This window comes from Methanomethylovorans sp. PtaU1.Bin093 (genome assembly GCF_002067275.1).
Lineage (GTDB): Archaea > Halobacteriota > Methanosarcinia > Methanosarcinales > Methanosarcinaceae > Methanomethylovorans.
In genome coordinates this window covers 114185-135499 of the sequence record NZ_MVQX01000013.1, presented here as the reverse complement: position 1 = coordinate 135499, position 21315 = coordinate 114185, and the positions used below count along the sequence as shown (strand labels likewise).

General features: G+C 46.1%; 19 protein-coding genes. 6 read left to right on the top strand and 13 right to left on the bottom strand.

Translation table 11 applies throughout. The features are described from left to right. Positions 1-12: 12 nt before the first annotated feature. From A4E24_RS01180 to A4E24_RS01170, 3 genes are all read right to left on the bottom strand, one after another. On the bottom strand, positions 13-1008 hold the full coding sequence (locus tag A4E24_RS01180; RefSeq protein WP_292350971.1) for a homoserine dehydrogenase: 996 nt from the start codon (positions 1006-1008) through the stop codon (positions 13-15). A 9-nt stretch (positions 1009-1017) separates the two neighbouring features. Beyond that, positions 1018-1524, bottom strand: coding sequence for an amino acid-binding protein (locus A4E24_RS01175; protein ID WP_292350970.1), 507 nt, complete (start codon positions 1522-1524; stop codon positions 1018-1020). Between the two features lie 61 nt (positions 1525-1585). Then, a complete protein-coding gene (locus A4E24_RS01170; protein ID WP_292350968.1) occupies positions 1586-2398 on the bottom strand; it encodes a hypothetical protein in 813 nt (270 codons plus the stop codon). 166 nt (positions 2399-2564) lie between these two features. On the opposite strand from A4E24_RS01170, the gene A4E24_RS01165 reads away from it, so the two are divergent. The 4 genes from A4E24_RS01165 (at position 2565) to htpX (ending at position 5522) form a co-directional block, all read left to right on the top strand. Continuing rightward, the gene (locus tag A4E24_RS01165; RefSeq protein ID WP_292350966.1) at positions 2565-2867 is read left to right on the top strand and encodes a hypothetical protein; all 303 of its coding nucleotides are present in this window, start codon (positions 2565-2567) and stop codon (positions 2865-2867) included. Between the two features lie 102 nt (positions 2868-2969). Then, positions 2970-4259: a hypothetical protein gene (locus A4E24_RS01160; RefSeq protein ID WP_292350964.1), complete on the top strand. Its 1290-nt coding sequence runs from the start codon at positions 2970-2972 to the stop codon at positions 4257-4259. Positions 4260-4262: 3 nt separating this feature from the next. Then, on the top strand, positions 4263-4532 hold the full coding sequence (locus A4E24_RS01155) for a hypothetical protein (protein WP_292350963.1): 270 nt from the start codon (positions 4263-4265) through the stop codon (positions 4530-4532). Positions 4533-4664: 132 nt separating this feature from the next. Continuing rightward, positions 4665-5522, top strand: a complete 858-nt coding sequence (gene htpX, locus A4E24_RS01150) for a zinc metalloprotease HtpX (protein ID WP_292350961.1) — start codon at positions 4665-4667, stop codon at positions 5520-5522. Positions 5523-5525: 3 nt separating this feature from the next. On the opposite strand, the gene A4E24_RS01145 is transcribed toward htpX, so the two are convergent. The 3 genes from A4E24_RS01145 to A4E24_RS01135 all read right to left on the bottom strand — a co-directional run bounded on the left by A4E24_RS01145 (position 5526) and on the right by A4E24_RS01135 (position 6955). Beyond that, positions 5526-5975: a DUF488 family protein gene (locus A4E24_RS01145; protein ID WP_292350960.1), complete on the bottom strand. Its 450-nt coding sequence runs from the start codon at positions 5973-5975 to the stop codon at positions 5526-5528. Between the two features lie 69 nt (positions 5976-6044). Continuing rightward, entirely contained in the window at positions 6045-6599 is a 555-nt protein-coding gene (locus A4E24_RS01140) for a hemerythrin domain-containing protein (protein ID WP_292350959.1), read from the bottom strand. Further along, on the bottom strand, positions 6596-6955 hold the full coding sequence (locus A4E24_RS01135; protein ID WP_292350958.1) for a DUF488 domain-containing protein: 360 nt from the start codon (positions 6953-6955) through the stop codon (positions 6596-6598). The genes A4E24_RS01140 and A4E24_RS01135 overlap by 4 nt, the downstream gene beginning before the upstream one ends. 748 nt (positions 6956-7703) lie before the next feature. On the opposite strand from A4E24_RS01135, the gene aroA reads away from it, so the two are divergent. After that, positions 7704-8987: a 3-phosphoshikimate 1-carboxyvinyltransferase gene (gene aroA / locus A4E24_RS01130; protein WP_292350957.1), complete on the top strand. Its 1284-nt coding sequence runs from the start codon at positions 7704-7706 to the stop codon at positions 8985-8987. Here the strand turns inward: aroA and A4E24_RS01125 are convergent, their stop codons facing one another. The 6 genes from A4E24_RS01125 to mcrB form a co-directional block, all read right to left on the bottom strand. Next, positions 8988-11039: a hydantoinase/oxoprolinase family protein gene (locus A4E24_RS01125; protein ID WP_292350956.1), complete on the bottom strand. Its 2052-nt coding sequence runs from the start codon at positions 11037-11039 to the stop codon at positions 8988-8990. It abuts the gene before it with no gap. 175 nt (positions 11040-11214) lie between these two features. Beyond that, positions 11215-12930 (bottom strand): coenzyme-B sulfoethylthiotransferase subunit alpha, encoded by a 1716-nt coding sequence (gene mcrA, locus A4E24_RS01120; RefSeq protein WP_292350954.1) that lies wholly within the window; start codon positions 12928-12930, stop codon positions 11215-11217. Between the two features lie 14 nt (positions 12931-12944). Beyond that, positions 12945-13694, bottom strand: coding sequence for a coenzyme-B sulfoethylthiotransferase subunit gamma (gene mcrG / locus A4E24_RS01115; protein ID WP_292350953.1), 750 nt, complete (start codon positions 13692-13694; stop codon positions 12945-12947). Between the two features lie 2 nt (positions 13695-13696). Continuing rightward, a complete protein-coding gene (gene mcrC / locus A4E24_RS01110; protein WP_292350952.1) occupies positions 13697-14320 on the bottom strand; it encodes a methyl-coenzyme M reductase I operon protein C in 624 nt (207 codons plus the stop codon). After that, positions 14313-14798, bottom strand: a complete 486-nt coding sequence (gene mcrD / locus A4E24_RS01105; protein WP_292350951.1) for a methyl-coenzyme M reductase operon protein D — start codon at positions 14796-14798, stop codon at positions 14313-14315. Before mcrD ends, mcrC begins: the two co-directional genes overlap by 8 nt. A 42-nt stretch (positions 14799-14840) precedes the next feature. Beyond that, entirely contained in the window at positions 14841-16142 is a 1302-nt protein-coding gene (mcrB, locus tag A4E24_RS01100) for a coenzyme-B sulfoethylthiotransferase subunit beta (RefSeq protein WP_292350950.1), read from the bottom strand. Between the two features lie 399 nt (positions 16143-16541). On the opposite strand from mcrB, the gene mmp10 reads away from it, so the two are divergent. Beyond that, positions 16542-17774 (top strand): methyl coenzyme M reductase-arginine methyltransferase Mmp10, encoded by a 1233-nt coding sequence (gene mmp10 / locus A4E24_RS01095; RefSeq protein WP_292350948.1) that lies wholly within the window; start codon positions 16542-16544, stop codon positions 17772-17774. Between the two features lie 4 nt (positions 17775-17778). Here mmp10 and A4E24_RS01090 read toward each other — a convergent pair whose 3' ends face one another. Next, positions 17779-21204, bottom strand: a complete 3426-nt coding sequence (locus tag A4E24_RS01090) for a DNA polymerase II large subunit (RefSeq protein WP_292350947.1) — start codon at positions 21202-21204, stop codon at positions 17779-17781. Positions 21205-21315: the final 111 nt, after the last annotated feature.

Here is a 21315-nt window from a genome sequence, read left to right as displayed (position 1 = left end):
CGATCAGCTTGCTTAATCCTTATAGACGGAAACGATATCGCTCAGAATGGCACTTGCTGTCTCGATGGACCCGGCTCCTCTGCCAACAACTATGACAGGCCCGGCAAGATCTGTTTGCAGCGAGGCTACATTCAGGGTTCCTCCTACCGCCAGCGGATGGCCGATAGGCACGAGCCGTGGAGCCACTTGTATCCTGTTCTTACTGACCTCTCCAATGAGCTTTATAACATAACCGTCTGTTTCGGCAAGCATCAGAGCTTCGGGGGTGATACGAGAGATACCTGTGACGTGCACATCTTTATAAGTGGCGTCCATTCCGAATATGGCATTTGCAAGGATCACGAGCTTGCATGCTGCATCTATACCTTCTACATCATAGATAGGATCCTTTTCAGCTATACCCAGTTCCTGTGCCTCTGCGAGCATCAGCTCATAGGTTGCATGCTCTTCCATCATACGGGTAAGTATATAGTTGCAGGTACCATTGAATATACCTTCTATGCTGATCACATCGTTACCTGCCAGCGTATCCTTTATAAGATTAATCAAGGGCATTGCACCCCCTACAGTGGCCTCGAACCTGAAGGCACAACCTGATCGTTCTGCCAGTGCCGCAAGTTCCCTGTATTTTAGGGCAAGAGGACCTTTGTTGGATGTTACAACATGCCTCTTTTTATTGAAAGCAGTAAGCATGTTCTGCAAACCCACACCACCCGTGTCGATATTAGTAGGAGTCGTCTCTATGACCAGATCGTGTTCTATATCACGGATAATATCATGGCCTGTAATGTGTTCATCACCTACGATACCTTCTGAGGCCTTGCGCTCAAGGACCATGGCAAGGTCCACACCTTGCTGATCAATTACAGCTGTCTTGGAATCTGCTACAGCCACAACTGCGATGTCAAGGCCCATGGAGCTGAGTTCTTCTTTCTTACGGAGCAATACCCTTGCCACTCCCTGACCAACAGAACCAAAACCAATGATAGAAGCCTTTATTCTCTTCATATTACAACCTCACAGGATCTCGCTCTCAATGGGCTCTATCAACACAAGGTCTTTCTTATTAGCAATTGACCTGAGCAATGATATGGCATCCCTCAATTCTTTCTTTCCCACTGCATCAAGCTTGAAAGAGGCAGAGGATGATTTGTTTATACTGGGCATAGAAAGGTGAAGTTCAACTACTTCTGCATATCCTGTTTTATCAATTGTATCGATAGTATCTTCCAGGTCCGTGTGTACTATATGACCGATAAGTACAACTGTCCCTCTTTCGAGATATTTTTCTTCGTTGACCCGGATGACTCCCACACCAAGCTCTTCCAACTTCTTTATAAGGGGAGATATGCTCAAGGACTCGGTCTCGAATACCACTTGTACAGGAATAGTGCCACGAGGAGTTCTTTTCTCATGATGATGTACCACAGAGACAAGGTTACCCTTGAACTCAGATATTGGTTTTAATGCATGCACCAGTTGTCCTGGGGCATCCTGTAATTCTATGTCCATAGAAACTCGCATGTGCCGCCTCGTTTTCTTTGAAATGATGATATATAATGGAAAGCATAGGTACTTAACACAATTATATATTTTGGTGATCTTCCTGTTTAAGTACTATAACGTTCCCTCTGCCCTTTTTAAATTTCTCGATGATGCCCCTGTTCTCAAGATCAGAGACCATAAGGCTCACTTTGGCTTCTGAATAACTTAACTTGCTGCGAAGGTCTCTTTGAGTGATCCTTCCCCCATTAGCTTTTATTAGGGCAACTACCTGTTGAAGGTCCTGAGGCAGCGATACACCATCATCAGTTGTATTCTCCGAACCTGAGTATTCGGCTTCATATAAACTGGTTTCCAGATAGGCGTTCTGAGAACTTTGTTTCTTTTTAAGTACCAAGAATACAATGGCACCTGCAATGAGCAACGAGCCAGCCACTATTAAGAAAATGGTGCTTTTAGAGCTATTATTATCCTGAAGGAGATTTTCTTCTTCTACCAGTGCCGGGATCTCCGGAAGGTCACTATCATTCAAATTGCTTTCAGGATAAGCCGGTAGAAGCAGCATATCCAGCAGATAGTCTCCTTCATCTGTAATATTGAGCGTTTCTTCTCTGTATGAAACAAGTTCACCCTTCTCATAATAACTTGCTTTGAGGATGTATATGCCCATCGGCAGATCAAAGGAGTAGAGACCATATTTGGCTACCTGTGACTGCGGAGGCGTGGAGTTCACTTCAACAATTGTGTTCTCCAGAAGCTTGAAGGTCTCCCAATCGTATACTGCACCATGGACTGTTGCAACTTCCGCAGCCTCTGTCAGGGGGAGGAAGAACGAACATAAGAATATAAGTACCAGCAAATGATATGCTCTGGTTTTAGTTTTTTTGGAAGGCACAATTTTATATTAACCGACAAGATATGTAAATCTTTTCCATCATCTGTCATCTGAGCATTGATAAAGTTTATTCAAGTAAAATAAAGCAGATTAACCCTTATATCACTCTTCATATGAAAGAAAAACAACCATAAAGTAAAGTATGTATTTATTTGAATATCCTAACATGGCAATTGACGAAAAACATCTGATCAAGAACAAAGGAGAAATGGAAATGAGAACTATAAGAACAATCGCTTATATTTCCGTTGCACTCCTGATCGTGAGCATGCTGGCAATCGGAGCAGTATCTGCAAAAGCAGGCGGAAATGGAGAAAAGATGGCGAATAATGGGGATGGGGATGGCATATGTGATGGCAACTGTCTCAATGATGGAGTTTGCCCTTATAATGGCAAGTGCGTAAACGCAGGAGATTGCACACCTAACGATTATAAATATGATGGTAAAAGAGCACATCATAACTTCTAAGTTATGACTGCTTAGGCTTCGTGGAAACCTATATTTTATAATAGGTTTCTGCGGAACCACTTCCATTAAATAAATGTACAAGGAGAGATAAAAACGAAAGTCATGAAATTATTTACTTACGTTACTATTGTACTGATGTTGATGAGCGTTTTCTCAACTGGTGCCTTTGCTGCCTCCTCAGGAGGTAATGGCAACAATGGGATGGGAGGCCAGGTTAATGAAGTAAAGAACCAGGAAGGGGAAGAGAACCGTATATCTGTAAGTGGCAATGATGATCCGAATGACAAAGGTGCTACTGAAAGACGGCAGAAGAACAGAGATGATTATTTTGCTGCAAAGAAAAAGCTACAGCAAGTAAATGCCAACATGAACAGTGGCAAGATCAATGCTTCTTCAAAGGAGGTATTTGATGTCAGGAAGGAATACTTGCTTGAAACCATCAATTATACAATATCCAATTTAGAGGAACTGAAAGAGAAAGTGGATGACTCGCAGAGAGAAGATGCTGATGTGATCATCGCTGAGATCGATGAGTATATCTCTGAACTTGATACTGAAAAGGACAATGTTGAGAATTCCACTACAACCAAGGAGCTTGCTAAGTCTGCCAGGAATATACGCGATATATGGAGAGACGCAGTAAAGGATGCCTACAAGACTAGGACAACATTTGTAGATGAGAAGGTAGGCACATATCTGAATAGATCTGTGTCTCTTTCAGAACGTCTTTCTAAGGAGATAGAAACACTCCAGCAACAGGGTAAGGATACTACAGAACTTGAGGAATTGCTCCAGGGATACAATGGCCTCATAGAACAAGCCCGGCAGAACAGGGAACGTGCAAGAGAGGCATATCAGAATGGTGATGACACATCACGTGAATATTGGAGCGCTTCAGCAGAGAACCTCAAAGATGCAAATGCTGTGCTCGCCAGGATATCCCAGATCCTTAAAACTTACAGGCAGGGAGTAGTTTCCCTCAACGGTGATGGCACACTTCTGGCCGAAGGCAATGGTACTGCTGTACTTTCAGGAGACATAACCGCAGAGATGACAATAGATGATGCGCAGCTTGTGATCAAAGACCATGCCGGAGATGCAAAGATTAAGATCAGCAATGGTTCTGAGATCTTCCTGGAACTGGATAATTCCCTTGCAGCTGAGCAAAAGAGAGCACTGGTATATTCCGACCTTACAGCCAATGTGAGCATTTCTGGTAGCAGGCTTACGATTATGGTGAAGGGTACAGAAGTTGATCTGAAGGTCGAAGGGATTGGAAGTGCTGTACTTTCAGGAGAAGGCACATATACAGCAGGTACTGGCGAAGAAAGCAAACATTGGGCTTCCCAATTTGAGAGTGATCCTGAAGAAGGTAGTTCACAGGAGGAGTGAAAGATGAAATATGCTACTATTTGCGTTCTGTTCGTGTTTGTCTGTGCCCTTGCAATATCCGGATGTGCAGATAAAAAGGATAATGCCTCTGAACTGACATCATCATCGATATCGTCTGGTAATGGTACTGCAGCTGCCGATGCAATACTTGCAGAAGGCAATGTAAGTATAACCGACACTGAGATACAGGATATGGATCAGGAAATGAAAGAGTTGGAAGCTCTTATTCTTGAGATGGAAAAAGAGGAGAACATTACTATCGAAGATATCTGATGGCTTCACCTCTTTTCTCCGTTTAATTTTTATATTTAGTATCTAGAACTATCTTTTTATAGATGAACATACATATAGGATATGAAAACTTATGAGAACTTATCCAATGAGGTCTGTTGAGGTAAATACAATATGGGAAACATGCTGAAAACAACTTTGTTATTGGCATCCTTGACCGGTTTACTGGTCATGGTCGGAAATCACTTAGGTGGGTCTTTGGGAATGATCATAGCGTTCGTATTCGCTATAATCATGAACTTCGGCACCTACTGGTACAGTGATAAGATAGTATTGCGCATGTACAGGGCACAAGAGGTCACTGCTTCTGAGCATCCGCAATTGTATGGCATAGTGAAGAAACTTGCAACCCTTGCAGACATGCCTATGCCCAGGGTCTATATCGTCCACACAGCCATGCCTAATGCCTTTGCAACGGGACGGGATCCCAAGCATGCGGCTGTTGCTGCCACCACAGGCATATTGGATCTTCTGACAACTGAGGAACTGGAAGGCGTGCTCGCTCATGAAATGGCCCATGTGAAGAACAGGGACACACTGATCAGTGCCATCGCAGCGACCATTGCCGGTGTCATATCCATGATAGCCACCTGGGCACAGTGGGCGGCCATATTCGGCGGATTCGGAGGCCGCGACGAGGAAGGAGGCAACAATATCCTGGGTTTCCTTGCATTAGCCATAGTGGCTCCACTCGCAGCTACCATTATACAGCTTGCCATTTCCAGATCACGGGAATTTGCTGCCGATGAGGAAGGAGCAAGGATCTGTAAGAAACCATGGGCTCTTGCAAACGCCCTGGAGAAACTGGAATATGGTTCTGCTCTTTACCGCCCGAGAAGGGGAGATGTACAGGCTTCAGACAGCACAGCACACATGTTCATAGTCAATCCTCTTAAGGGAGGCGGTTTCAGCAACCTGTTCAGAACACATCCCGCCACAGAAGAGAGGATAGCTCGTCTTAGGGCTATGTAAATATCAAGAGAAAGAAGAGAAGTCTATCTGACCGGGCTCGGTCAGATGTATAACTTTTATTCCTAACTGTTCCAGATGTTGCGCAAGATAACGCCTGTGGCAGTCCTTTGGATTTTTTTCCGCACACATTAGCACCGGATTTCCGTCAATGCCGTTCACTTCCATTATGAAGTCTATAAGCCTGGAAAAACTGTTATTGAACTCTTCTGTTCCCATGTATTCGCTGTAGGAACTCTCCCGCATACCACCCACACCGGTGCAGTGCACATACGAGATCCCGTTCTTTGGGAGTATTGACCGTAATGGCTCCTTATCAAAATGCTCCATCCATGAATGCGGATACCGCCTTATATCTACAAGGTGGGTGATCTTGTTGTTCTGCAGCATGGATATGAACTCTTCAAGAGTACGATCCCCATATCCTATAGTGTAACAGATGGGTCCTTTGGACATCAATAAGGTTAATAGGGATCATTATATACTAATTTACCGCCAGAGTTTATTTACTGATATTGATTATTTTTATTGTAAATATATACCAGCCAGCCGATGAAGCATTTCATGCAATTCTTCATGTTTGCCCATTCCGATCTTTTCCTTTTCCACGATCTCAAACCTTTCAAATAATTCCTGATCCTGCTTTCCTGAAAGCTTTTTTTCGGCCATCGTGAAAAGAACATTGTTTTCTTTATCAATGTGTTGCACCAGGAGCTTGATATAATACTTCCCATTTTTAGTTATCTTTGAACGGTCCATGAGATCCATATTCTGCTTATCAGAAATAGCTTCACCTATAGCATGCGCATATTTACGTCCTGCTTCATGCTCCTGTATAAGCACGTCTATTAGTTTTTTTGATTCGCCTCCGTTTATACTCTCCAGCGTAGGGAACAGCAATTCTTCTTCTTTTGAATGATGACATTGGTCTACAAAAACAACCATGAAATCATGTAACTGTTTTAGGTGTTCAGGGTCGACTTCCTCCCCAGAATCAAGCAATTCACATATCTTTCCCAGAATACCGAGCATTAGAGTTATTTCAGTATGCTCATGTCTCAAATCCTCAACACCCATCATTCTTGATCGCTCCTTATATATTCAATATACTCATTCAGGACAACTGCATTGTTGAAATTCTCATCATTTGCCGAGTAAAGAAGGGTAACATCATTATTTTCTGCTCTTTCTATGATCTGGTAAACATATTCTTTTTTTTCATGCAGCTGTTTGAAATAACGTTCTTTGAATCCTTCCCACTTGTCCGGATCATGAGAATACCATTTTCTCAGGTCATCACTGGGAGCTACTTCTTTTAACCACATGTCGAATTTTGCTGTTTGTTTGCTAAGACCTCTAGGCCAAAGCCTATCGACCAGTATTCTTATGCCATCTTTCTCTGAGGGTTGATCGTAAATCCTTTTTAATCGAATCATTATTCGATCCCTTCAATTTACATAAATGGATAATTGTTTCCGGGCAAACATAAATGAAATATTTAAGTATGTTTCATTAACTTATTTCAGTTCTGCATGCAACTAGTACAAAGAATTGAGATCATTGGGCACTTCTCATAGGTCGCAGGCAGAGCATCCAGAACCATCTCTTTGGCAAGCTTAGCATGGGATGTAAAAGCTGGTTCATCAAGATTTAGTATTATAATCCTTTATAAAGGGTCATGGACATCTTATTTATACTTTTTCTAAAAAGGAGTGGTATAGATCCTGTAAACAGGATATTCAAAAGATATTCAAATGCAGTATTTTAAAATGTACTGCAAGACATTGATAGAACGAGTAGGCTTAGTTCGTTGATCGCTGATCATGATCGTTTTCACAGCGCCCATTTTTCTTTATCTGCTACACAGATAAAGACGATTTTTGTTTCCAGTGGAAAAGTATCATTCTCATTAATTTTAATATCCTTTCTTATATATCCAATTTTGAAATCCTCTGCGGGAAGGCCGGAATTGTTTAAGTATTGAAGGAGAAGTTGTCTGCGCAATAGCAATATCTATTTAAATCGACATGCTTATACAAGATTTTACTTGAAACATATAGATATATAACAAAGTATTAACGAAATCCTTAATTCGCATTGTGCAGTATTACCCTTGCGATTGGAACGCTTGGGACGTTGTTAGTTTCCATGAGCAGAAATTTTGCAAGACGAGGTTGTACACAAATGAGGTTTTCAGTTGATGTCTCAAAGGTCCAGGGAGAGTTGTATGCACCTACATCAAAGAGCTATACTCATCGGGCTATTGCCATAGGCGCCCTTTCCAGTGAATGTATCGTCAGAAAACCCTTGCTGTCAGCAGATACTCTGGCAACTGTAGCAGCCTGTGAAAAATTAGGGGCTAAGATAGAACTCATCAATGGTGACCTGCATATAACAGGCATAAAAGGAAAACCCGGCGTACCTGATGATGTAATAGATGTGAAGAACTCCGGTACTACTCTGCGCCTTATGACCGCCATATCTTCACTGGCAAATGGCGCGACGGTGCTTACAGGCGACAGTTCAATAAGAGGCAGGCCGAATCAGCCACTTCTGGATGTGCTCAACAAGATGGGTGTGGAAGTTTTTTCCACAAGGAACAACGGCTGTGCCCCTATTGTGGTAAGAGGGGGACTTAAAGGCTCTGCTGCCGAGATAGATGGTTCCATGAGTTCGCAGTTCATTTCCGCATTACTGATCGCATGCCCGCTTGCTGAGGAAGATACGATCCTCTCCGTGAAAGGACAGATGAAATCCAGGCCTTATGTGGATATCACTATAGAAATGTTAGCAGAAGCCGGTGTAAGGATATTGGTAGATGAAAACAATGGAATTAGATTAATTATTCCGGCAAACCAGAAGTACGATCTTAAAGAATACACCGTCCCCGGGGATTTCTCTTCAGCCTCCTATCTGCTTGCAGCCGCAGCGATGCTGGGTCCATGCATCAGTGTCCATAATCTTTTCCCTTCGAAACAGGGAGATTCCGAAATCATCAATGTGCTCAGGCAAATGGGGGCAGACGTGCACTGGGATACGGAAAAGGGTATTGTTACCGTTAAACGGAAAACTCTTAAAGGGATCATGTTCGATGCCGGAGCAACACCAGATCTTGTACCTACCGTGGCAGTGCTTGCTGCTGTTGCAGATGGTGTGACGGTTATAGATAATGCAAAGCACGTGCGTTACAAAGAAACAGACAGGCTGCATGCTATGGCATTGGAGCTTTCAAAGATGGGTATCATGGTCAAAGAGGAGCCGGATAGCCTTACTATCACTGGCGGCAAGCTCATAGGTGCAGCTGTGCACGGATGGCACGATCACAGGATAGTGATGGCATTGACCCTGGCAGGAATGGTTGCAGGGAACACTACGATCGATACTGCCGAATCAGTATCCATTTCCTATCCGGATTTCTTTGAAGAAATGAAGTCCATCGGAGCAAAAATAGAAACACTTGACGGATGATCATCTTCCGGAATATGATCCATCAAGCGCTTTGCTGAAACTGAATGCTTTTTTGCGCATATAGTCGGGGATACAGTTCTTATCCATCACTATACGGGAAGTTCCCACACCCAATACTATGATCTTGGATTCCATGGGCATTTCCCCTTCGGTTATCACCATGTCCTTCCTGGTGACAGTGATTTCAACTTCATTGTTACAATAACCTGCGCCTATCATGTAGTCCATTACTATCTTTTTGCCGATATTGGTCGCGAATGCTATGGCTTCAACATGGTCACCAAAGACCTTTCTTCCTTCAGGAGTGAACACGAAGTATTCCACAACCTCTTTTGCCTCTTTGAGCTCCTCATTAGAGACACCTTCTCCTGTAATGGGGGCAAAGTGTTTCTTTATAAGGATCTCCACTCTTTTTATGCCTTTGCCTACCAGTGCACCTGCCGCATTGCCCACTTCTGCATTTTCAGGTACGATGAACTGTGCATCAATGAGTTTTTCCATCTCTTCCTTGAACGCCCACACCGGTCCGCCCAGCAGTACAACAGGAGTTTCGACCTTAAAACGGGTAAAATTCTCGCCTGACAGGATACGCTGCACAATATCGGCCGGTATACCTTCTATGAGGTAAGCTATCAGGTCTGCCGCCATGTTTCTTGCGACCTTTCTTTTAACTTGCCGGCAGAATTCTTCTTTATCTATCTGCAGTAATTTTGCCAGCTTTTCTGCACCTGCAACAGAGGCTTCAGTGTCCCATTTCTGTAGTTCCCCAAGTACATGGAGCGTATCCGTCGGAGTGAAACCAATAGGCTGTATCAGGCGCTTCTTTATGAGATTATCAATAGCATAGGTGCTCGGCTGTTTTTTCATTTTCTGGAAGAGATCAACATAGGATACAGGCGTATGCAGGATATAATCATATATCTCTTCCTCGCTTTTTGTAAGGCCTATAGGTTTGAATCCTGTGCGCACAAAATATTTTGTGGATTGCACGTTCTCATCAAGGATCTTCTTGGACGGGCTCTTGCCCTCCTGCAGCTGCTTCAGGAAACCCGGATACTGCTGTGCTGCACGGCAGAGAGGAATGACCCTGCGAGGCCCCACATGGAATTTGTGGTCGCTGATCCATACATGACTGTCACCACCAGTAGCTGAGGTTTCCATGCGGACAGCTTTCACCATGGTCTTCCAGCCTCCTACAATGGCACCATGTTCACTGAGTTCAGGCACCCCGTTCTTGATAAGGGCGACATCGGTACTGGTACCCCCTACGTCTATCATGGCGCAAGTGTCCAGTTTTGCAAGATATGAAGCACCTACAAGACTTGCGGCAGGACCCGAGAAGATAGATTCTATCGGACGTTCCAGCGCCTCTTCCATACCTACCACAGAACCGTCACACTTAAGCATAAGCAGGTTTGCATCGATCCCCCTTGCACGAATATCTTTAAGTATGGACTGTATGAACTGGTGTGTGATCGGGAGCAGCTGGGCATTTAGATATGCGGTTATCGCACGATCATATGCTCCTACTTCCTGGGACAGTTCATGACCACATACCACAGGCAGCCCTGTTAGTTCTGTAATTATCTTCTTTACCCTTAGCTCGTGGTCCGAATTCCTATTGCTGAAGAAGGCAGAAACCGCAAAGGCAGCTACCTTGTCCTTTACCTCCAGAGCGAACGTCCTTACTTTTTCCTCATCCAGGGGAGCAGCCTCTTCACCATTGCTTGTATGACCGCCGTTCACCATTATATAGTCAGGAGTGGGGAACCCTTCCTGTGGTATGGCATAATCCCCAACGAGGATAGCAGCCACAGGAAATCCGGTGTCCTCAAGAATAGTATTGGTGGAAAGTGTGGTGGAAACCGATACCAGTTTGACATTGCGGACATATTCCTTATCGAGTTCATCGATGGCCCTGCTTATCCCGTCCAATGGATCAGGATATGTGGTTATTACCTTTGTTTTCTGCACTATCACCCCATCCGTATCACGAATGAGGACAGCATCTGTAAAAGTTCCGCCGGCATCTATTCCCAGACTATATTGCATAGGTGACACTCCATGAAAACGGGCAGTATAAGCCTAAATGTACTATATGGAGAGGAATTGCATGATATATAATACTTAGGAAAGACAGCAGAATAAGCCGCTGAAATACGGATCTGTAGTAATGGAAAAAGAGAAAAAAGTAGGCATAAAGCCTACCTGTGTCTTATCTTTGGATTTACTTTGCCGGGATGATGAGTGATCTCTCACCAGCAGGCATGAACTCACGCAGTGCGCCCCTACCGAATTCCTTCCTTGGAGCCGTAAAGTCAAAGGGCAGGAGGCTGTCTGCGAAACAGACCTTGATGAGTGGGTTCACTGCATATGCGTCGCCGCGGCCTGCGTGTGCTGCAGATGCTATTGCAGCATATCCACCCTGGTGACCTACGTTCATGGCGTAGTTGGGGTAGTTCGGTCCACGCAGCTCAACAGGCAGACCCTCGTCGGACTGGTAGGACAACACATTGGTTGCACCACACTGGTCCTGCAGGTCGAAACCGAAGAATCCGAGACGGCCATGTGCTTCCTTGTGCAGGTACATGCAGAGGTACCATCCGGAAAGACCGGCGTTCCCGTTACCAGTTGCGATAGCTGTTGCGGCACCTGCTGCTGCGGAAAGCACGGTTGCCCTCTGGGAACCTCCAAAGTGGTCCTCAAGTGCAGTCGGGTATTTCTCGTAGTTCTCAAGACCATACAGAGTGGACTCTGTGGCGATGTCCTTGACAACTTGCAGAGTTGCCTTTACCTTGTTGTCTGTACCCTTCTTGGCTGCGCCGTTGTACTTGTCGTTGATGTAGTCTACATCGTAGTACAGGTTGTCATCCAGGATATTGTTGGTGTATGCAGCGGTTGCGTACTGTGTGAAACCGACACCACCGGACATGTATGAACCGAGCCAGATCTGGTCGTAGAGCATACAGCCTGCACCGACTACCTCAAGGGCTACGTGTGCTGGGTCTTCTGGGTCTATACGGCTGGTCTGCACGATATCTGCGAGGTGACCGAAGGAGATACCTCCTGGCTCGTTTGGACCACGTGCACGCCTTGCTGGAAGCATTTCACCCATGGAGATGACACCAGCATGCTTTGCTGCGTATGAAAGGTCAGCGACCGCTGCCTCACCGGCACACATGCTGTATGCGGAGATGAAGGACATACCGACCTGCATGGCCATCCATCTGCTGGTCTGGGCACCATCTGTTACCCTGCTGACCACGGTTGGAATGTGAGCTGCCTGCCAGGTTGTCTTTCCGATAGCTGCCTTAAGCTGCTCTGCCTGTTCTGCTGGGAATTCCTTGTTGATGTCGATGAGGAACTGCTTGTCTATTTCGTCTGCAAGCTCATCGTCACCGGTAAAGATCTTACAGTAACAGTCGTCCACAAGTGCGGGGTGGGTCTCGACCATGTGTTCCTGGACCACTGCACCGCCTGGGAGGGCGTGGTTGAGGGTCTCAAGGTAGAAGTTGATGGTCTCTGGTGTAACTTCGATACCCAGTCTCTTCTCAAGGGTCTCGTGTGCAAGGTCGATACCGACAATTACAGTTCTCCTGATGTCGTCCCACATCTGCTGCATTGCTGCGTTGTTCACGTAGTGCAGATCGTCGATCTCCACCATCATGTCAGTGCCTGATATGAAGGATGGGGTAAGAGCTCTCTGACCGAGTGGTATACCACCGCAGTGCATCATTGGGTTGTATCCGACAAGTCCCCTCTTCTTCGCGAGTTCCTGACCTGCCTTCTTCATTTCAAGTTTCCTTGGGTTCTGCTCAACACCGAGCCTGTAGTACTTACCAACCATGTCAGTGATCTTGCCACCTTCCATCTTGTTGGCACCGTGCTCTTTTGTGAACTTGATCTCCAAGTGTTTTGCGAACATCTTCTTGTCTGCTGCCATTTATGTCACCTCGATTATTCCGGCTTGAATCCGTATTTTGTTCTCTGGTCGAAAACCCTGTGAACCCATTCAAGAACCTCTTTATCGCTCCTGTAAGCAACATTGTCCACGCGGTAGATGGTTGTCCTCTTTGCTGCTTCTTTCGGGGACATTGGTTTTCCGAGTTCGACCTTCTTGTCGATAGGTCTGCCTACCTGGTCCTTGTGCATCTTTACGATACCGTCGCTCTCGAGCCTTGCCCTGTCCAGCATGTCGAACATTACGCCGTCTTCCTGGAGCCTCAGGGAGTGACCGTGCACAGTTGCACCTCTCAGGCTTGAAAGTGCCGGGTCGAACATTTCGGTCTCGATCTGGAACTTGGCAACCTCTTCCATGTCCCTCTCACGGGCCTCTACGACCTGACGGCCGGAAAGAGTACCTGGGTCCACGCCTCTGAACTTAATGGCTGCATTGTAGGACCTGAAGTATGGTACTGAGGTACCGTTGTACATTGAATCTACGAACTGTACATACCTTACCCTGTCACCGGCCTTGGCGCCTGGGGTTGGTTCTACAGTCTGTCTGATAGAACACTCTGGCTCACCCATCTCTGCAAGTGGTGGGTGGGTGCTGCGGTAGTCGCTGCCTGGTGGGCGGTGTCCGAGGATCATTACAAGATCGTCATCGGATATCTCCCTGAGCTTCTCCACATCGCCAGACATGTGTTTCCTTCTGTTTGCTGCAACAGATGTTGCACCTGGGTAGTACTGTGGTTTATATGCCATAATCATACACTCCTAACATCTAATGATTTCATTGTGGTTTTCACGGCTTTCACGAGTTCGTTCAACTTTTCCCTTGAACATGATTCGCCTCGTGTGATTCCCGTCACAATTTCCATTACTTTTCCTTTTGTCACAATATCGTTATCTTTTGGTTTCACGAGTCTTGTCTTCACTCCTGCCATTGCAAGGTCCTCAAAATCCACAGGGGTCTGACACACTATAATGGCAGGAACATTCACTTGCTCAAGTATGTTCCTTACTTTCTTGATCACGTGGTCCCTTACATTGCCCGTATGGATGACCGCAAGTTTATGTCTTGAGATCTGGGCTACTTCCTCGGGTGATATTCCGAAGGTACCGGAACCCATGTTTGTATCAGGTATGCCTGATCCTGTATTAAGTACCAGGACACTCACCTGTATCTCTTCGCGACGCATACCGTATGTAAGCTCGCATACAGGTTTTGTGATATGTCTTCTTCCGGGACTCATTGCTATTGCTATGACATCGGATCTTCCGGTTTCAGAGAGCGTACCTCTTTGTGCGAGACCGCCTCCTCTTCCAAGACCCATGCCATGTCTGCAGTCAACAACTTGCGTTTCCCGGTCGAACATAAGATCACTCATCTTTGATGAAACATACCTGGTCTTTCAGTTTGCCTTTCGGGTCAGTGATACCCACCATAAGGGGATCCTGATCGGGCCCAAACCTTGCATAACCTGAAACGGTTTGCCTTCTGAGCATGAAATTACCCTCTCTGAACTCAAAGGGGAACGGAAGGATCTTCTCGCATATCTCATGCACCTGTTCTTTCACATTGGCGTCCGTCACTTCCAGACGAATGCTGCCCACACTGACCATTAATTCCACAGTCTTGCCTTCTATTTCTATAAGGCGCCTGGAATCATGTACTAGAGGGATCCCTTTTGCCGGACCGTAAGGTACAGTGCCGGGCAATCTGGGACCGTGAACGAACAGCCTGACAACTCCGTCCAGATCAAGGATCTCATTAAGGAGAGCCTGAGCGGTTTCGGGCCTGAGCAGACGCTGAGGAACTATTTCAAGCTGCAAATGCTTTGTTGTGTCTGAGGACGTATCTGACATCTGTGATTACCTTTGATACCATGACATAGGACATTAATGGATTTAGAGGGCTCCTGCAACTGCCTTGATCGGTTCCTTGAATTCTGGTATTGAACCGAACACGTTGCCCACAAGTGAGGATGTCTTCTCTATGGAGAACATCTGGGTGCCTGCGTCAAGTGAACATGCTGCACAAACACAAGGAATTGCGAATCCTCTGGAGTGCCTGGTAACTACGTGGTTACCGTTGAAGATACCTGGTCCGCCTCCACCATAGATTGAGTGGCTGAAGAAGGAGAATCCGACCGCTGTACCCTGGGCCCTTCCCATGTCACAGCCTGGAAGTCCTGTTTCTTTCTCCAGGATGTCGTTGAAGTACAGGATGGTTGAAGAAACGTTCTGTGCTGCTCTTCCTGCACCACAGTTCACCATGGTCGCTGCGAGCAGACCTGCTGCTGCATATGCGTTCCACTTGGAGACATCATTTGCCTTGTAGAAGTTGTATCCGGATGGTGCCTTCTTGTCGACTGCTATAACGCCGTCCTCGATAGCTCTCTCAACTGTGGACTGTACCACTGTACCGAGAGTACCGGTCTTGTTCTTGGTGACAAGGTCACATACCATGTTGTTGGCGTTCAGGCCCTGGTATGCAAGACCCAGGAGCTGGTGCCTCTCGAACAGGCCCACTGCGTTACCCATCTCGTACATACTTACCTGCTCGAAGATGGATGAGAGTGCTGCTGAGTTCATAGCTTTCTTGCCGGTGATGGCTGCAATGTGGTTGGTGGTGATGTTCCTCAGAGAGTAACCCAGACCTTCGTTGTTCTGTGGGATACTGAGGATGGATGCAACGTTGCTGCCCATCATGTCCATTGTCTGTGGGTAGCTTCCCCAGACCGCTCCCTTAACGATAGGTGCGTCGAACATGTCTACTTTGTACATATCAACAATCGTCTGCACCACAGCTGCTGCACCCACTGTGCTTGCTGAAACGTAGTCTGCACCTATTGCGGTCCTAATGGATGGGACCTGCACAAGTAACTGTTTTCCGCCTGCAAGTACCTTTACATTGGTGTCATCGTCTTTGTTGACCTGGATCAATTTTGCAACGGAGTCCTGTATGGCACTGGCGTTTGCAACGATGTCGTACTTAAGTCCTCTGCCAAGGATACGGCGGCCTGCGCCACCCATTTTACCACTGGCAAGAGCATTCTCGATACCTGCAAGGTTAACTGCAACAGTCCTCTTGGTGTCTTTGACGATTTTCTGTATGGCTGCATTCCTTGTTGGCGCAATGTCCATAAGATCGACGCCGCTTTCCAGCAGCTTACCTTTGTCGTCGTAAATGTCTATTTTATCAGACACGTATGTTTCCTCCTATTTGTTAAGATCCATTATGGAAAATGTACAGACAAGGCGTTAAGAAAAAATCTGTACCATCGTTAAAGCATACGATATTTTCCATCGGGATTACCCGCTAATTAAGATTAATTAGGTTTTAAACCTTTTGCACCAATATTCTCTCTGCATTCAATTTCAGGGCAAACGATATATATTAAAAGTATTATATTAGTTGGACTTACCGGATGCCACATAGCATGTACTGGGAAGAATAATTTGTGCACTATATGACTTATATTTTTCATACAAAATAATATCAATTAAATTTTTATTATATATTTAATTTTATAAATAATACTGTTCGATAGAGAGGGCCGGGCATTACAAAGATTTAAGTAATACATATTGCATCACACGATACAAATGGAGATAGTAGCCGATGTTGGTGGCAGTCCGGGCATAGACTGCAATGGGTTCTGCACATATTGTTACTTTAAAAAAGTAAAAGAGGTGCCACCCTTCGGGTGCAAATATTGTTTTCCTTTTCAAAAAGGATGTAATTACTGCAGCAGGGGTGTGAGAGAAGCATATACTGGTTTTAAGCCCATGCAGCTTGTCCTTCACAGCCTTTCAGACAGTATCAGGTTCAGGTCAAATGAGATCGATAAGATCACCATTAGTGGCGGAGGCGATATTAGTTGCTATCCGCAATTAAGAGAACTTGTATCCGTTCTTTCCCAGCTTGGAAAACCCATCCATTTAGGATACACCAGCGGCAAAGGCTTCAATTCCCTGGATGATGCAGAGTTCTTTATAGAGCATGGGGTTACAGAGGTATCTTTCACTGTATTTTCCACAGACCCACAACTTCGGGCAGATCACATGCGTGATCCCAATCCCCAGGCATCCCTGCAGGTGCTGAAAGATTTCAGCAAGCATTGTGATGTTTATGCTGCCATTGTGCTCATACCCGGCGTAAATGACGGCGAAGAGTTGTGGAAAACCCTTACAGACCTGCAGGACATGGGAACAAAAGGTGCAATACTCATGCGTTTTGCAAACTGCAGGGAAGAGGGCCTGATCCTGGAGAATGGTCCGATCCTCCAAGATGTGACGACACATACAATACACGAGTTCCTAAGCATAGTAAGGGAAGCTGCTTCGCGCTACAAGATAAGGATAACAGGCACCCCCCTTGAAGACCCGCTCATAGGCTGTCCCTTTGCACTGCGCAATGATGAGCAAGCTCTGGGCCAGCTTCCTATAATAAGAAAGCAGGCAACGCTCCTCACCAGTAGAGCAGCTGCTTCAAGACTTGCAGATATCTTTGCTAAATTAGGAGGCACTGTGAACGTAGTGCCCGTAGACAAGGACATCGGCTGCCTGATCACTATAGAAGACCTGAAAAACCTCGAACTTACCGATGTCAAAGAAACAGTGTTGATCCCCGGGCGCGCATTCGTCCATGATCCGGAAGCAAAAGCAGCCTTATCCAGGGACGGCGTGGACAGGTTCGTTCGCCGCGGCCCTGAGATGCTCAGCTATGATGGGGAAATGTCCATAGGTATGACCCGGGAAGCAGTGATCGCCTTTGAGGTAGAACAGTTCACCGAGCTGATCAACCAGATCAATGCCTTTGGCCTGCCGACCAAATGATCCATCACATGAACTCTGAAAGGCCTGTCTGCTTTGATCTATCATTGTCAAAAAGGGACTTGATATCAAGCCCTATAAGTTCAATACGCTGTTTTGTATAAGCCGAAACATTGTAATCGGCAGCTACCTTTCTTGACACTTCCAGATATTTCTTTACAGAGCCTTCATGCACTGTTAATATTACACGACCTCCGCATTTAGGGCATACGCCTGTAAGAGGAGGTCTGCGGAACTTCTCATCACATTTGATACAACGCGTGCTCTGCCTAGAGAATGCCCTCAGGTTGCCGAACAGGTCCGGCAGGAAGTGCGAGACCAGAACCCTTTCAGCAACATCCGAAGCATCAACAGCCCTGATCTTATCTGCCAGAGCAAGCTGAGCATCCATTTTTTCCACCATGCTGCCAAGGGTCTTGTAAGCACTGACAGGGGGACCTCGTGCTATATCAGAAGTATCATGGGTGAACATGAAGTGATCATACTGCAGGGGAGTACCCAGTCGGCTGCTCACAAGGTCCATTTTACTTTCAAGTTCCTTTGGGTTCGTGTACTTTAGTGTAGCTTCGTAGAACTCAAGTGGATAATATGCACACACATCTATATTGTGAGCTTCCTTATCCACCTCGCTCGGGTCCAGGCGAGTGGTAAGCACAAGGGGTGCATCCATTTTCCCCCCCCTTCTGTCCGGCAGGTATTCTCTTGAGAAATTGATAAGCCCGTCCATAAGCAGCATTACGCAATCTTCATCGCCGTCACAGTTGCGCCGTTTGGCAGCGTGGAAAAAAGGATGAGCATAACCCACCGCTGCTCTGGTGAAACCTACAAGCCTTCCCAGCACACCCGCCGATGTGTGAGGTGCAAGACCCATTACAAGCGTTCCCACAAGATCCTCGATGCCCTGAGCATTGTAATAAGGCTCAAGATGATAATACCGGGATAAAAGATCATCTATATATCGTGTAGTTTTTAAAAGATATGTAGCACAGTCGTATGAAACGACGATATCCTGAACTTTAAGGCACACCACCTGATTCCCGCTGGTGAGAGGCTTTCCATAAATGTCTTCGGAATAACCTATTTCCAGCAGTTTTCCTACTTGTATGCCCAGCTCATCGGCTCTTATATGTGTAAGAGGTATATCCGACATGTCATACCGTACGGTGCCGTCCTTGAAGGTATACAGTTCATGCTTGGCACGCAAAATGCCTTTTTCAAGTGGTTCAGGGGTCATGTTGCGTGACATCATCCTTTTGACACCTTTGATGGCATCCAGGTTCGATTCACGTTCACCCAGCTTCTCAAAGGCCCGCTGATATATGTTCTTGAAATCAAGGCTCTGCATGCGGGCACATGTAGTGTTCACACCACATTTGGGGCACGTTTCCTTGTTGACCGAAAGGCCACATCTCGGACAGGATAGCTTAGGAATGGTGAATTCTCCACATTCACATCTGAACTCGTATGATTCCATTCCACATGCAGGACATATCCGTGAGCCGATCTCCACTTTTATAAGCCCGACTTTGCCATTTACAGATTCTTTGTAACTGGCAGCGTCTTCAAGTTTGCGGGTATTTCCACCCGTTTCACCTATAGGGAACAGTGCATGAGGTGCAGGTGACATCATTCTTCGATCTGATTTTTCAGGTCTTCCCATGCGTGCTCCTATCCTTGAAGGGGCACGCGCCCTTACGAGCAGTCCACTGACCTTGTTGACTGCGTCAAGACCGGTTTCTGCATCAATATCTGTCCAATTTCTGTGAAGGTCCGTTCCTATGCCCAGACATCTGAGCAGCGGAAGAGGCTGCAAGATCAATATATTGTCGCCAGATACTTTATGCAACACCAACATGTTTTCAAGCAGTATCTTGATACCGCTATCAGCACTTAATTTCCGAGGCAACGATAATACCGAGTGCTTTTCGTCCAAAGACCCATGTTCCTCGATGAACTCTGCCAGTCTTATAAGATCATTTGTCGTTATATCATGCCACAGATAAGTAAAATCCGGATGAAGAGGAACATTATGCTTCTCACATATCTCCAGGGCAAGTTCCTGGGAAGGATGCTTAAGTTCAGGCTTAGCTGACCCATCTTCACCGGTGGCAAAAGAGTATTCCTGTATCCACCATTCAAAGCAATATGATGAAGGGACCAATACATGATTGTTCTCAAGGAAGTCACCATAATTGATCAGGATCTCCCCGATATCTATGATATATCCAACTTCCGGGTGCAGCCTACGAGCTTCCTCTGCATCATCGATCCTGACAACATCACCGGACCTTAGCCTTACTGTAGGGCCTTCTATGGAATCCACAGGAGCCATGCCTGCAGCTTTACCAGGCCTTTCCACTTTAAGCTGAGTGCCCGGAGCAATGAAATCATCCAGGATCACCATGCTGGCCGGATTGATGCCAGCTGCGGCAAAAGAAGTATTACGGGACCTGCCATACCTTAGCCTGAACCCTCCGGGCCTTGAAGGATGGGAGAAGACCGGTCTTCCGGCTATAAGATCTCTCAGGTATTTATCCTTGGGCTTTACACCCGCAGTTTGCTCCTCTTCACTTCCACTGCTCTTTGTACCTGCTATGAGGGTTTCCAGCCAGTCCCATCCGTCCATCTGTAGCTTTTTTACATGTTTCAGAACCTTTGGGGCTTTCAGAGCAAGACCTTCGGCCAGTACAAGTGCCATACCACCTCTTATACGGTTCGTCTCTATTCTCTCTAGGTTCCTGTGACCTTCCACTTCCTCCTCTTCAGTGGGTTCACCGTCTATGCAGATGGGGCAGTTCTCTACTATCAGCTTGATCTCGGATTCGGAAGGCGTGTACTGCAGATTTGCCACCCTTCTGTAAAGCAGTATCTCCTCCACATACCTTTCCACTTCTTCCTTACGCGGTTTATATCGATCGATGCCTATTCCTCTGCGCACGTAATCTCCCACGAGCACAGAAAGGGCCTGGGCAGTGCCACCTGCACTACGTATGGGACCGGCATACAGGATGCGGATATACTCCGTACCATCATCATTCTTTCCAAGGTCGACCCTGTCAATACCTTCAATGGGTGCTGCCACCACACCTTCTGTAAGCATTGCCATAGATACACGGATAGCAGCTTCTATGGCTTTTTTCCGGTCATCGAAATTTCCGACAGTACCCACAGCCACATCCCTGCCAAGGGCAAGGGCAGCTTCCTCACGGGACATGGTTGTTTCAAGTTCCCTGATATGTTGAGCTACGCCCTGTACACCGATGAGGTTCTCTACCCGGTCAGCCAGATCTTTGGCAAGCGGTATCTCTACAAAGGGTTTTGGATCACGACCCCTTTTTCTGGCTTCGTTGGCTATGTCCATCTCTTGTTTCAGCCTTGCATCAAGCCAGCGGAAGTACTCCCACATAGAGTCACTTGCAATTATCTCTCCCATTCCGGAAAACCTCAAATTGTGCATGTAAAGCAAAATGATAAGGATAGTTTACAGCAATACTCTTAATCACACTACGATATAAAAAGCAATCTGTAGCCAAGTATATTCTGC

Coding starts and splice junctions, on each gene's coding strand:
- A4E24_RS01175 (WP_292350970.1), bottom strand. CDS start 1,524: ATGCGAGTTTCTATGGACATAGAATTACAGGATGCCCCAGGACAACTG.
- A4E24_RS01145 (WP_292350960.1), bottom strand. CDS start 5,975: ATGTCCAAAGGACCCATCTGTTACACTATAGGATATGGGGATCGTACT.
- mmp10 (WP_292350948.1), top strand. CDS start 16,542: ATGGAGATAGTAGCCGATGTTGGTGGCAGTCCGGGCATAGACTGCAAT.
- A4E24_RS01135 (WP_292350958.1), bottom strand. CDS start 6,955: ATGATTCGATTAAAAAGGATTTACGATCAACCCTCAGAGAAAGATGGC.
- A4E24_RS01125 (WP_292350956.1), bottom strand. CDS start 11,039: ATGCAATATAGTCTGGGAATAGATGCCGGCGGAACTTTTACAGATGCT.
- htpX (WP_292350961.1), top strand. CDS start 4,665: ATGGGAAACATGCTGAAAACAACTTTGTTATTGGCATCCTTGACCGGT.
- mcrD (WP_292350951.1), bottom strand. CDS start 14,798: ATGTCAGATACGTCCTCAGACACAACAAAGCATTTGCAGCTTGAAATA.
- A4E24_RS01090 (WP_292350947.1), bottom strand. CDS start 21,204: ATGGGAGAGATAATTGCAAGTGACTCTATGTGGGAGTACTTCCGCTGG.
- A4E24_RS01140 (WP_292350959.1), bottom strand. CDS start 6,599: ATGATGGGTGTTGAGGATTTGAGACATGAGCATACTGAAATAACTCTA.
- mcrG (WP_292350953.1), bottom strand. CDS start 13,694: ATGGCATATAAACCACAGTACTACCCAGGTGCAACATCTGTTGCAGCA.
- mcrC (WP_292350952.1), bottom strand. CDS start 14,320: ATGAGTGATCTTATGTTCGACCGGGAAACGCAAGTTGTTGACTGCAGA.
- A4E24_RS01160 (WP_292350964.1), top strand. CDS start 2,970: ATGAAATTATTTACTTACGTTACTATTGTACTGATGTTGATGAGCGTT.
- A4E24_RS01155 (WP_292350963.1), top strand. CDS start 4,263: ATGAAATATGCTACTATTTGCGTTCTGTTCGTGTTTGTCTGTGCCCTT.
- aroA (WP_292350957.1), top strand. CDS start 7,704: ATGAGGTTTTCAGTTGATGTCTCAAAGGTCCAGGGAGAGTTGTATGCA.
- A4E24_RS01165 (WP_292350966.1), top strand. CDS start 2,565: ATGGCAATTGACGAAAAACATCTGATCAAGAACAAAGGAGAAATGGAA.
- mcrA (WP_292350954.1), bottom strand. CDS start 12,930: ATGGCAGCAGACAAGAAGATGTTCGCAAAACACTTGGAGATCAAGTTC.
- A4E24_RS01180 (WP_292350971.1), bottom strand. CDS start 1,008: ATGAAGAGAATAAAGGCTTCTATCATTGGTTTTGGTTCTGTTGGTCAG.